This window comes from Clostridium aminobutyricum (assembly GCF_017255415.1).
Taxonomy (GTDB): Bacteria; Bacillota; Clostridia; order Peptostreptococcales; family Anaerovoracaceae; genus Aminipila; species Aminipila aminobutyrica.
The window spans coordinates 1-13,024 of the sequence record NZ_JAFJZZ010000011.1 but is presented as its reverse complement, the minus strand read 5'-3'; the positions used below and the strand labels follow the sequence as shown (position 1 = coordinate 13,024).

At 39.9% G+C, this 13,024-nt stretch carries 14 protein-coding genes; all 14 read right to left on the bottom strand.

Features of this window, described 5'->3' with window-relative positions; all coding sequences use genetic code 11:
- Positions 1-7 precede the first annotated feature (7 nt).
- Positions 8-454, bottom strand: coding sequence for a EutP/PduV family microcompartment system protein (locus JYB65_RS14380; protein WP_206583393.1), 447 nt, complete (start codon positions 452-454; stop codon positions 8-10).
- Positions 451-804 (bottom strand): ethanolamine utilization microcompartment protein EutS, encoded by a 354-nt coding sequence (gene eutS, locus JYB65_RS14375; protein ID WP_206583392.1) that lies wholly within the window; start codon positions 802-804, stop codon positions 451-453. The genes JYB65_RS14380 and eutS overlap by 4 nt, the downstream gene beginning before the upstream one ends.
- A gap of 40 nt (positions 805-844) precedes the next feature.
- Positions 845-1,798, bottom strand: a complete 954-nt coding sequence (gene cutD, locus JYB65_RS14370; RefSeq protein WP_206583391.1) for a choline TMA-lyase-activating enzyme — start codon at positions 1,796-1,798, stop codon at positions 845-847.
- A 53-nt stretch (positions 1,799-1,851) separates the two neighbouring features.
- Entirely contained in the window at positions 1,852-4,395 is a 2,544-nt protein-coding gene (gene cutC, locus JYB65_RS14365; protein WP_206583390.1) for a choline trimethylamine-lyase, read from the bottom strand.
- 108 nt (positions 4,396-4,503) lie between these two features.
- Positions 4,504-5,997, bottom strand: a complete 1,494-nt coding sequence (locus JYB65_RS14360; protein WP_206583389.1) for an aldehyde dehydrogenase family protein — start codon at positions 5,995-5,997, stop codon at positions 4,504-4,506.
- 79 nt (positions 5,998-6,076) lie between these two features.
- Complete coding sequence (locus JYB65_RS14355; RefSeq protein WP_206583388.1) at positions 6,077-6,382, bottom strand: BMC domain-containing protein; 306 nt, start codon at positions 6,380-6,382, stop codon at positions 6,077-6,079.
- A gap of 38 nt (positions 6,383-6,420) precedes the next feature.
- Complete coding sequence (locus JYB65_RS14350) at positions 6,421-6,717, bottom strand: BMC domain-containing protein (RefSeq protein ID WP_206583387.1); 297 nt, start codon at positions 6,715-6,717, stop codon at positions 6,421-6,423.
- A 101-nt stretch (positions 6,718-6,818) separates the two neighbouring features.
- Positions 6,819-7,082 carry a hypothetical protein gene (locus JYB65_RS14345; RefSeq protein ID WP_206583386.1) on the bottom strand — a complete coding sequence of 88 codons (264 nt, stop codon included), beginning with the start codon at positions 7,080-7,082 and terminating at the stop codon, positions 6,819-6,821.
- Positions 7,083-7,086: 4 nt separating this feature from the next.
- Positions 7,087-8,190 (bottom strand): hypothetical protein, encoded by a 1,104-nt coding sequence (locus JYB65_RS14340; RefSeq protein ID WP_206583385.1) that lies wholly within the window; start codon positions 8,188-8,190, stop codon positions 7,087-7,089.
- Between the two features lie 593 nt (positions 8,191-8,783).
- A complete protein-coding gene (locus JYB65_RS14335; RefSeq protein WP_206583384.1) occupies positions 8,784-9,614 on the bottom strand; it encodes a MerR family transcriptional regulator in 831 nt (276 codons plus the stop codon).
- 165 nt (positions 9,615-9,779) lie between these two features.
- A complete protein-coding gene (locus tag JYB65_RS14330) occupies positions 9,780-11,225 on the bottom strand; it encodes an MBOAT family O-acyltransferase (RefSeq protein WP_206583383.1) in 1,446 nt (481 codons plus the stop codon).
- Positions 11,226-11,238: 13 nt separating this feature from the next.
- Positions 11,239-11,739, bottom strand: coding sequence for a DUF4358 domain-containing protein (locus tag JYB65_RS14325; protein ID WP_206583382.1), 501 nt, complete (start codon positions 11,737-11,739; stop codon positions 11,239-11,241).
- Positions 11,740-11,755: 16 nt separating this feature from the next.
- The gene (locus JYB65_RS14320; protein ID WP_206583381.1) at positions 11,756-12,655 is read right to left on the bottom strand and encodes a GDSL-type esterase/lipase family protein; all 900 of its coding nucleotides are present in this window, start codon (positions 12,653-12,655) and stop codon (positions 11,756-11,758) included.
- A 242-nt stretch (positions 12,656-12,897) separates the two neighbouring features.
- On the bottom strand, positions 12,898-13,024 hold a 127-nt coding region (locus tag JYB65_RS14315), incomplete at its 5' end, for an EF-Tu C-terminal domain-related protein (protein WP_483413779.1).

Sequence of the window (13,024 nt, the reverse complement as noted above, 5' to 3'; positions counted from 1 at the left end):
TGCCCTCCTACTTCTCACTTTTTTGAAATAAATATTCTTTTAAAGCCTCTATACCAATCCCATTCGGAACACTAATTCTAAAGTAAGGCTCTGAAACTCCTATCTTTTTTAGCTGCCGCAAACAGTTTTCTTCATTTTCCGGCATTAAATCACATTTAGATATCACCCCTATGACAGGACATCTAAACGACTTTGCAAAACCAGGAGAATATACTTCAGTACGTTTGGATTGATCTACCAAAATCAAAACATGGGATGCATCCTGCGCTGCTGTAATAATGTGTTTATACATCCATGTGTTTTCGATATAAGAGCCCGGAACGTCTATGGTCTTTTCACCATAAATCATATCTTGTGTTTTCCGTAGTGGACCGTCATAATCATTTAATGCATTGACCAAGGTTGTCTTGCCGCAATAGGTGGGTCCGATTACCATTATCCGTTTTTTTCTCATGTTTTCGTAACAGGGACTGTTGTAAAGCCAAGCAAATTGCACAAGGTGTCGGTTACAGCATCCAAAGCGGTAGCTACACTTTGCACATCACCACTGATAACAACGGAGCCGGTAAAACGATCCAAGAATCCAATTTCCACATCCGCTGCCTTCGTCGCAATGTCCGCAGCTATGATAGCAGTCTCGTATGGAGACAAGGTAAGGATACCAATGGCACCTCGATCATCTATTCCTAATCGCTCATAGATATCCGATGTAGGTGAGGCAATCACGTGAGCAATAGTGACCTGTTTGCCAGGTACCGATTCCTGTATGATACGCTCTGTAGCTTGATTAATAACTGTTCCCATAAAACTCACCTTTCTATAATATTCGGATCATCCTTCACCATTAGTGACGTATAACGGATACAGGAAAATCAACTTTCTTAATCCAGCCTTCAATTCGGTCTAGATCTTCATTACTTAAACTAGGATCTCCCTGAAGTGGATATTCCATTCCAAGCTGTTTATATTTATTGACTCCCATCTTATGATAAGGAAGTAAATCAATGCCTTTAAAATTTTTATAATCACGGAAGGGTGTTAAAAATTCAATCACTTTTGCGATCTCGTCTTCGCAGTCATTGATGCACTTCAGCAAAGGCATTCGAATCTTCACATTATATCGCCTGTGCAGAAGTTCCTTTAGATTGCTTAGAATCAACTCATTTCGAACGCCTGTCAGCTCAAAGTGACGATCCGAATTGATATGTTTGATATCGAAAAGGAACAAATCGACAAACTCAGCAACCTTTAGGATCGCTTCTTGTTTGGCATAACCGCTGGTTTCAATGGCTGTATTAATACCCTCCTGCTTACAGGCCTGCAGCAGGCTGGCCGCCGCTTCAGGCTGCATCAATACCTCGCCGCCGCCCAACGTAACGCCGCCGCCGGAAATCTCATAAAAGGTTCTATCCTCTTCGATAATTTTCAAAAGTTCAGAAATCGTTTTGACTTCTCCCATGATGTTGAGTGCAGAGGCCGGGCAAGCCTCTACACATTTATTACAGCCAATACAATCAATGTCTCGTAATACCTCATGTTTTAGGCTCTCTTTTGAAATAGTATGGATCCCAACCGGGCAAACAGAAACACAGGCACCACAATCAATACAGGAGTTTTCTTTATACATCACTCTATATTTTCGTTCCAGTCCTTCGGGGTTTGAACACCACTTGCAACGAAGCGGACAGCCTTGAAAAAAGACAAGGGTTCTTACTCCCGGGCCATCATACATATTGTATTTTTGTACATTAAAGATGGTCGCTTTTCTTTCAATTACACCTACATTCGTATTGCTCATACTATTTAATCTCCTGTTTTGACTTATCTTGGATTTCAAGATTTCATCATTTATTAAAAATGTGTCAGCATTGTTCTGCTTATAATTTCATCTTGAACATCCTTGCATAATTCAACGAAGAATGCACTATAACCAGCTACACGAACGACTAGGTCACGATACTGTTCAGGGTGCTTCTGAGCTTCAACCAGCGTCTTGTTATCCAGGTAGTTGAACTGCATTTCTCCATTACCCATAGCGCATGATGCACGAAGTAATGCGATAATGCCAGCTTCACCTTCCGGTGTGTCAAGCAATCCGGACATTAACTTAAAGTTATGTACCATACCGATGTTCATGTTATCGCAAGATAATTTTGAAACGGATTTAATAATTGCAGTAGGCCCCTTGTAGTCAGCACCTTGGGTAGGGCTGATACCATCTGATAATGGAGACCAAGCTGCACGGCCGTTTGCAGATGCACCTAATAACTGTCCAAATGGTGTGTTGTTTGAAATGGATAATGTACCGTGGCTTAATACGGAGTACAATGTCTTGTATTTTCTGTGATCCATTTCAGTAAAGTTGATAAGGTCTGCTGCAATTAAGTCTGCGTAGTCATCGTCATTACCGTATTTTGGAGCAGCAAGGCAGTCTGCCTTCATCTTTTCATATCCAACGAAATCTACCTTTAAGCCTTCGTTTAGCTCTGCAAGCGTATATTTCTTATCATCAAAGACCACTTTCTTGATCGCTGCCATGGAGTCTGTGTAAGTAGCAAGGCCGGACCATACTACACCAGGTCCAAAGTTGTACATTGCTCCGCCAGCAGAAACATCCTTCGCCTTCTCCATACAGCCTTCAAACATGATTGACATTAGTGGCTTTGGCGCTAAGTCTTTGTGCACACGCTGTGAAATAACAGTTGCAACGCTAGTCCACTTTGTAACATACTGAATCATCTTCTTTACAGCTGCATCAAACTCTTCATACGTCTTGTACTGGCTGATGTCACCAAAATCCGGGCAAACCTGCTTGCCATACCAAAGCGGAACACCATGGTTTAAAACAAGTTCAATACAGATCGGCCACTGGGTATATGCTGTGGAAGTCCACTGATATAGACGACCGGATTTCTGCGGTTCAACACAACCCATTAGACAGTAGTCTCTTGCATCCTCAATAGAAACGCCCTTAGCAAGCATCATCTTGATGTGTGTATCATCAAAGTGGCAAGCCGGGAATCCCATACCGGAACGGATTACATCAACAATTTTCTTCATATACTTCTGTGGAGAAGATTTGTGAATACGGCAAGCTAACGATGGCTGATAAATTCTTACGTGTCTAACAGCATCCATTAATAAGTAAGTTAAATCATTTGTTGCATCCTGTCCGGCACGGTCAACACCGCCAACACACATGTTTACGAATGGCTGATATCCCGCGAAGAATTTGGAAGCGCCTTCACTTGTAACCCACATCATTTCGGATAACTTGATCAGCATACAACCGGCTAATTCAAATGCTTCGAAATCATTGATACGGCCGGATTCAACATCCGCCTTGTAGAATGGGTACATATACTGGTCCGCACGACCGATGGACATGCCTGTTTGATTTTCTTCTACTACTAGTAAAGATTCAATGGTAAACATGGACTGAATCGCTTCCCAGAATGTTTCTGGCTTGTGAGCCGGTACCTTTGCGTTTACTTCGGAAATCTTTAATAATTCAGCCTTACGCTTAGGATTTATTTCCTTTGTAGCCAGTTCAGCAGCATATGCGGACATACGCTTTGCATAAATCATGATACCTTCTGTTGTATCGATGATGGATTTATAGAAATAAATCTTTTCAATATCTTCAGGGTTTTCGTAATCTAATTTGGCTAAATTTTCCTGAGCTTCCTTTTGAATATCAAGCATCCCCTTCTTCATAAGGATTACATCATATCCAGGGTTGGAGTCTCCACCACCGTTTGTTGCGTGGTAGGAACAGTCAGAAACATAGGATTCAGCCGAAAGTTCCCATACTCCAGCTTCTCTGTATTGGTCTTCACAGTATTCGTCAACAGACTTTCCTGCCCAGAATGGGAATAATTCTTCACGCATGATCTTTTTATCTTCTTCTGATATGTAGAACGGATCCTGCGGACGAGTTCCGATTGTATCGATTTCATCTTGCATCCATCTCCATGCAATATCAGGAGAAAAAGCACCGGCACGAGGAGCGCCGCAAGGTGCACCAACGATTAATTCATTGTCCTGTATTACTAACGGTGCTGTTTCACAGCAGTATCTAAAGCACTTTGCACGAAGCATAATCTTCGGCATACCAGGATTTTCTTTGGCAATCTTGGTAACCGCTCTGGCACGATGTGTTGTGATAGTCGGTACCTGTGTTAAATAGTTTTCCTTTAGTTTCTTTAAACGTTCTGTAATTCCATTTGGAACCTCACCATCTGTGTTTGTATGAACTACGCCGCTATCAGCAGGTTCTACTTTAGTAATTTCATGTGAAACGCTTTCAAACATCTTCATTAAAGATGCGCGTTCTTCTGCAGACATATTCTTTGTTGCTTCCACAAATTTGTCTGAAAATTCACGAATATCCAACGTTCTTACCTCTCATTCCTATAAATTTTTGTATAATCAATTAGCCGATTTTCATAAACTGTAATTCTTTAACCTGTAAGGTATTCTTTTTGCCTCAACGCACAATTATTACTGTCGAAGCCCTTCAAGAGCTTTTTGTAAAATACGATGAAGCATTTGTATGTCTTCTGGATTATATGCTTCTTGCTGAGATACTCTATCCATTGTTGATGCTTTTTCTGCAATCGCGCCATTAACAATCTCTTCCGTCTTACGTACACCATATCCAACTTTACGAATATAAATTAAGTTCATTGGTGAAACATTGTCAGAAGTCATACCATCTCCGGCTGATCCGCTTCCTAAAGTCATTGCAGGAAATAAATTCGTTGTAGCACCCATGCTGCCAAATACGGCAGGGGTATTTACCAACATTCTTCCCACCGGCTTTTTCAAAGCAAACTGCCTGATTACTTCCTCATCTCTTGAATGAATTACAAGAGTATGTCCATGTCTTTCACTCAGCAAAAGCTCAATACACTTTTCACAAGCATGCATCCAGTCATCTTCAATATAATAAGCTAAGACCGGGCAAAGCTTCTCCTTAGAATAAGGATTGGTGTCGGAAACATATTTTTGTTCTGAAATTAATACAGTTGTACCATTCGGCACAATAATTCCAGCCTTCTTTGCTAACTGCTGTGCTGTTTTACCAACTATTTCCGGATCAGCACTTCCATCGGACAGATAGAATAGGGACCCCAGTTTATCCGCTTCCGCTTGCGTCATAAAATAAGCACCATTATGCTCCAGTTCCCGTTTTACTTCTGATGCAATGCAGCTGTCGACAACAATCGACTGTTCTGCTGCGGATACGATCCCATTGTCAAAGGTCTTACTGGCAATAATGTCTTGAACTGCTTGCTTTATGTCCGCCGTGCGTTCAATAAATGCAGGCCCGTTTCCGGTTCCTCCGTAAATAACAGGTTTGCCGGATTGATAGGCTGCTTTCAGCATTCCCGGAACGCCCGTATTCATAATTAAGGAAGTGGCTTTATGATTCATTAATTCAATTGTTCCGCTCGGGGTTACCGTATGTAAGTAGGCCATAGCGCCTTCCGGTAGGCCATACCCTTCCGCTGCTCGAATCAAGATGTCCAACGTTCTGCAAATGGTATTCTTTGCTCTCGGATGAGGAGAGAAAATAACAGCATTGCCAGACTTTATTGCAATTAAAGCCTTGTAAATAGTGGTGGAAACAGGGCTGGTTGCAGGACAGAGTGCAATAATCACACCCATCGGTACACCTACATCCATGGTCTTGTTCTGCTTGTCCTCATGAATGATTCCTACACAGCGCATTCCTCTAAGTCTAGTGCGCAAATATTTGCATGCAAAGCGGTTCTTAATCACTTTATCCTGCGCATTGCCATAGTCCGTTTCTTCACTGGACATCATGGCAAGTTCGCTGGCATGTTTTTCGATTTCTTCCGCCATGCGTTCAACAATCTCATCCAGTTTTTCCTGTGGAAAAGTTGCTAATGCCTTTTGAGCCTCACGTGCATTTTCCACAAGAATTCGAGATTCTTGGATGGAGAGCAAATCATTATCTATAATATTCATTTCTGACTCTCCCTTTCATTCGTTAAAATTTGAATTCCTATTAATACCTTTCACAGGTACGAGGAACTTGCTACACAGTTTAAGGAAGTAGCTTGTCCAGTGAATAACGAGAAATAATTTTTTCAAGATCTTGGTGAGGTCTTGCAATAACAACGTGACTGTAAAGGTTTCCGCCTTCCATCTCTTCCACTGCTTTTACACCCGCAGCAACTGCTGTTTTACATGCTCCTACATCGCCTCGAACTAAAACGGAAATATATCCTGATGCTACGTTTTCATATCCGATTAATTCAACATCTGCAGCCTTTACCATAGCATCTGCAGCTTCTAAAACGAAAACCAAGCCAAATGTTTCTATTAAGCCTATCGCTTCATAATTTGCCATCTGTACAGTTCCTTTCTTCATTAATTAATAATTTTTTACTAAGCATCAATGTCATGTACTGAAACAATGTCCCCAACAGCTTTAATCGGACGCGGCATAACATTTTGTGCGGTTAGCTTTCCGATTGCTGCTGCCGCTGCTGCTCCTGCTTCTACAGATGCTCTCACTGCAGCTACATCACCTTTAACCATAACGGTTACAAGCGTGGATCCTACGTTTTCATAAGAAATCAGTTCAACATCCGCTGCTTTCAACATTTTATCCGCAGCTTCAATCGCAGGAACCATTCCTAGTGTTTCAATAAGGCCTAACGCTTCTTCTCCATGATACCTCATTTGAGTTCCTCCTCTCCTGTTCTGGCAGAGTTGGTTCATTGCAACCAACTCTACAGAACCTCTAAACATTTTTGTTTTTTTCTTCTTTCAAATTGTTGATTTTATCTGATGTAGTTATTTATAGTATCAGCACCCTCTTTGTGTGCGTGATAATAAACTCTTAGTTCCCCTTGCGGGTCAAGATCGAATCTTGTTTCTTCCAGAAGTCCATTTGCTTCACCTGTCATAATTGCTTCAATTACAGCAGGCTTTCTTAAGGATTTGAAGTTGCCATACTCTCCCTTTAAAGCCTCAATCACATCATCAGCACAAGCCTCTTCAACCGTCGTAAAATACTTTAATATTGCATAATTAAGTGGTCTCATCGTCCTACGCCTCCTTCTTTTTGAATAAATCTAATGGGTTCATAGCAATTACTAAGATACCGATAATCATAACAATGGCAGCAACCCACGCAATTGGAGGTAACCCCCATCCTTCCTGCTTATCGAATAGTCCAAGAACGATCCAGCAGAAGAACGGACCCCAGAAAGAATACGCTCCGTTACAAGCCATACCAAGCGCTGCACCGCACATACTGTTTCCCTTATACCACAGGCTGTATGCATATACTGATGCAAATCCGCTGATGATAAAGAAAATCATGGACGGCATATCCGTTACTACATTCCCAATCAATTCTCCGGCAAGACCGATTCCTCCGCCGGCAAGAATGCCCCAAAGCGGTACTAAGATGATTAAGTTTGTAAGACCAGATGTGCATTGACGAATGGTAATACCGATTTCATAGTCAATCATGGAAGTACCATAACCAGCCACACAACCTTCAATACCCCAACCAAGAGCTGCAATAAAAGCAATAATAATACCTAACAATCTGCCCTCTGGAGCATCTCCGCCCATACTGGTTGAAGCAATCATCATACTAGCTGCAAAGCAGATCACGATACCGCCCATCATACGAGCATTTAGTTCCTGCTTAAATAATATTCGTCCTAAAATCGCACCGATTGCAGGGCAAAGAGCAGTAATCGGAATAATGATTGATCCGGCCATCTGTAAAGATACCACATAAGCGGTACTTGCAATCGGTCCGCCGATAAGTGCGGCAACAATCATAACTGCACCAGGCTTCGTCTTGAGAGTTCTAAAGAAGTCTCCTAACTTTCCTTTCGCAGCAGCAATAAGAACACACCAAACACCACTGATGGTATCATTTAGCGCGCTTCCTAAAGCACCCAGCATGTAGATCATAACAAACGCGGATAATACAGTTCCTCCTGCTGTAACACCTGCATATAAGTTATTGGCCCATACACCTCTTGACATCCCTAGCGTCATAAATGCAGAGTACATTCCGTAGCACATACCTGACAGGATTGCAACGGTAATACCTTTTTTAAAAAAACTAGAAGATAACTTTTTCTTCGCAGCCAATGCTTGCACACTTGCTGCTCCTGAAACTTCGTTCATAAAATAAACTCCTTTCAATTCAAACGATAATTCGTTCTTTTTAATGTATTATCATTAAATATAAATTTATAATGACCACAATTAAATTCGGAGAAATACCAGATATCTACCGAAGTCTAATAAAGGAACTACGTTCTCGGTTTATTTCTTATTATAATATTTTTTTCTCTATGAACGATGTAAATCCCATCGACTATCCTTTGCAAGATTCGTCATGGTTCTACACGTAGCAGTATCATTCGCCTATGTTAGGACTACGTTAAAATTATAACCCTTTCCCTAAGGGGGAATGTCAACAGATATTTTGATGGTATTTTTTTGTTGTCAAAACCCTTTGGTAACATACAAATGCGCCTAACCGTTGTTCATAATCTAATTTTGAAAGCTTTTTTTTAATAAAAAAATACGTAAACATTACCCTAAGAGGAACGTTTGCATATTACAAGATTTGTCAATTTCATTGCAGTTTCAATTATTCCCCGTTACTCTGATAAATATGAGATTTCAAGAAAAAAGTATTTTTTGTTTCTCAAAAAATAAAACATTCCCTTAAAGGGAATGTTTTGCTATATTTAAAATATTATTATTATATTTTACTCTCTGGTCACTTTAATCATGATTTCAGTAACAAACTGCCCACTGTTTCTGGTCGTCCAATAATCTGTTACGTACCGTTCATATGATTCTTCCGCACATTTATAACCATGCGCAGCTGCCCAATCACAGATCTTTTGATAGGTATCATTAATTGTCTCATGGGCTCCTATATGATAACAAGAAGCAACCATATAGCCTCCGAATTTCACGACTTCGTCCTCTTGACATGGCAAAATTGTTTTCTGCAGTAAGAGAATCCTCGTGCTTTTACCCTCCATTCTCTCTTTAAAAGAAGGGAAACTAATCATAACCGGACCAGTTATCTCATTATGAATACTTTCAATATAATTTGTAAAGTCAATATTCACTATGGATTCCATGTAATTATAATTAAAATCTTGCTCCATAAAACATAAATTCGAAGCATCAATATACTTAACCGCTACCTCTCGAACATTATTCTCGATAACCATTTCTGCTTCTAAAATAAGATCATACCAATCTTTTACAGAGGTATACATTTTAAAGATTTCACTTTCCATTTCTTTCAGATTATCTATCTTTTGCCGAAATGCCTTTTCTAACATCGAATAAGTTCCGCCTTCTAGGAAAGAGCGCATTTCTTCCAGCTTAAAGCCCATCTGTTTATAGTACTTTATGATGGGAACAGATAATAAAGTTTTTCTGTTATAGAAACGATAATTATTGTCATCACAAACTTTATCGGGAGATATGAGCCCAATCTTATCGTAAAATCTTACTGCTTTTTTTGATATGTTGCAAATCTTGCTTACTTCACCTACAGAGTAATATTCCTTATCTTCCATAAAAATCGCCTCCCTTGTTTTTTATTTCAAGTATTGGCGCATTATAAGTATCTATTTTTGGCAACGCCAAAGCCAAAATTGATAATAGCGTTCTTATTATAGCTTGACAATATTATAAGTGTCAACTGTCTATAATAAACAAGGAAAAAATTGAAAAGTCCCGCTTTAAAACCTAAAATACAAGAATGGATTATAGGTAGAAGATACAATATAAGCAATACTTGCCAAAAATAAAAGCAGGCCTGCCAGATCTTCAATCAATAAAACAGCTCCTGCATTTGGGCCGCATTTATTTTTAATTTTTAAAAACACCATTTTGGGTACAGGCGTCGCACAAACGGCCAGTAGAACGATAAGCGGAAAGTAATTTGCTAATAAATATAAACTCCTTCCATCAAAAGCAACGGCTGAGTTTAAACCGAACATACTTTGTATATAGTGCAGACCTTTTGACAAATCATCATTTGAAAAGATAACCCAACTGATGATAACGAAAAACATCGTATAAAAATGGCCTACTATCCCTGGGAACCGGTTCAAAAACTTTAGCAAAAAAGTTTTCTCCAGAATTAATAAAACAGCGAAGTAAACACCCCAAGCCACAAAATTCCAACTTGCTCCATGCCATAGTCCGGTAAGCATCCAAACAAGAAATATATTGATGAGCTGCCGCAGCAAACCTTTTCGATTTCCTCCTAAAGGGATATAGACATATTCCTTAAACCAAGTGCTTAATGAGATATGCCATCTGCTCCAAAATTCGGTTATAGATTTTGAGCGATACGGGTAATTGAAATTCATCCTGAATTCAAACCCGAACATTCTCCCCAGTCCGATGGCCATATCGGAATAACCGGAAAAATCATAGTAAATTTGCATTGTGAAAGCAATAGCCCCTAACCACGCGGTCAGCACGGAAACTTCGCCAGCATTTAAATTAGAAACAGAAGTCCAAAGAATTCCGATATTGTTAGCCAAAAGTACTTTCTTAGACAGTCCGATTATAAAACATCTTACACCGGAAGCAAATTTCTCCATCGTGACTTCTCGGTGTCTAAGCTGTTGTTCAATGGATTCAAACCGAACAATAGGTCCTGCGATCAACTGCGGGAACAGCGCTACATACGTGCCAAATGCAATGACATTTTTCTGAACCTGAACCTTTCCCCTATACAGATCTATAATATAAGACATCGCTTGAAACGTATAAAAAGAAATCCCGACGGGCAACGGAAGATTTAATAAAGGTAAATTTAAGTGAGCCAATGCATTGATATTATGAACCACGAAATCAGCGTACTTAAAGAACCCTAGAAGTGCAAGATTTCCAATTATATTAACCACCAGGATCAGCTTCTTGTTTTCCACAACAGCCAGTGTTCCTTTTGATATACTTGAATCATCGTTCGTCTTTGCCAATAATACACCGAAAGCATAATTAAAAAGAATCGAAAAAATCATAAGTAAAACATAAATCGGCTCGCCCCAGGCATAAAAGAACAGGCTCTCAACAAGTAAGACAAAATTCTTCATCCTCGTTGGAGCCATGTAATACAAACCCAATGAGATAGGTAAAAAATAAATCAAGAACGAGATGCTGCTAAATACCATTTACTCTGCACCCCTATACTTCTGTATTTGTATAATTATCGATTAACTCTTCCGCCTTATCACTGTCGTTGCAAACGACCAGCACAAAAGCATCTCCTACCTGTTTCATTACTGGAGTTTCCAGTTTAGTCAATTCCTCGGGTACATAGTTTTCAAAAGCTTGTTTTTGAGCTTCAACCCGCTGTTGACAGGATTTTCGAATGAGTTCCATACCTGTCTTGTCTGTTGCCGTAATCACCGCCACCTCTTCCGCTGTAGCACCTGTGCTTGCATACAGACTAGCATCTTTTACAACAGACTCATCTAAATTATATAAACTTAGAAAAATCTCCATATCAACCGGACTCATATCATCTGTAAACGTTGTATTTTCCACAAGATAGTCTGCCATCTTTTTCGCATCAATCTTACTATTTACATTACCGGATACAGAGGGTTCTGCTTTCTCACCGCATCCTGTAAATAGTGCGCCAGTCATCATAATAATCATTAAAATTACGCCTATCTTTTTCATTTCTCTGCCACCTTATCTATATCATATCCGCCATATAGGCTGCTAGTTTTTTACAATACTCTGAGTTTAAATGGATACCGTCCGTTGTTGCCTCGTCCAGTAAGAAGCCGTCTGCATCCACTACCGCCGGAGCCGGATTAAAATAAATGGCTCCTTTCGATTCAGCTAATTGGACAATGTTTGTATCATACCAATAAATCTGTGCATTATTATGGACCTTATCCGATGCATCCTTTCCCCTTGAAACAGGAAGCACCGCCTGCACATAAACCGTTGCATTGGGTTGTCTTTGTTTTATATTATCAATCAATTGCCCATATTCCTGTAAAAATGTTTCAATATGGTTCCATCCCAATTCGTTTAATCCCACCGAAATAATAACCTTATCATAGGCTCCATTTTCAAGTAAATCATATACGGATACATCCTGACCGCTCATTCGGATGGTTTTTCCATCTACAATGTCATCAACCGTCATTGCCTTTAAACAAAAATAGGATGCGTTATTTACACCGGAATAGAGACGAAAGCCTTCCGTTCTCGAATCTCCGATAAACAACGTGTTGTTGAATACAGCGAAAGGATTATCAGCATCTGTAGGGGCTGGTTTTTCTATAGGGACACCTCCCTTTTCTTCGCCCGAATCGGCCGGGTTATCGTCTACCGGTTTAGGTTTTGAAGGCTCCGTTGCTATGACTTCGGAGGAAGAATTTTGATTTTCCTCTCCGCCTCCTTGTTGATTTGCTTGGTTCTTATCCTCAGAATCCACTTCGTTGGATTGCCCGCTCTTAGGAGGTATAGCTTCCGAACTGGGGTTTTTGCCCATATGTAATAAAAAAAGCATCCCTGTCACTACTAGGATAGCTCCTGCGATTATGGCTAATTGAAAGCTTCTACGGTTTTTTATCTTGTCCAATCTTATCGTCCACCTATTCAAATCTATGTCAATTTTGATTGCTCTATCATCATTTTGAGAGGTACAGAAGTAGCTACCGACACCTCTCTATACATTCTAAATCCTACACAAAAAAAAGGCAACGGTCTTTTTACATTTGTAAAAATTACCTGATTTTTATTTTTTTCACTGCGGCTGAAGCCGCGAAAAAAAGGCAATGAACTTTCGCTCACTGCCTTTTTAGGTTTATATCATTTTTTTAATTATTCGATTACGGATGCTACTACTCCAGAACCTACTGTTCTTCCACCTTCTCTGATCGCGAATCGTAATCCTTCTTCGATTGCGATTGGATTGATTAGTGTAATTGTCATCTGGATGTTATCTCCA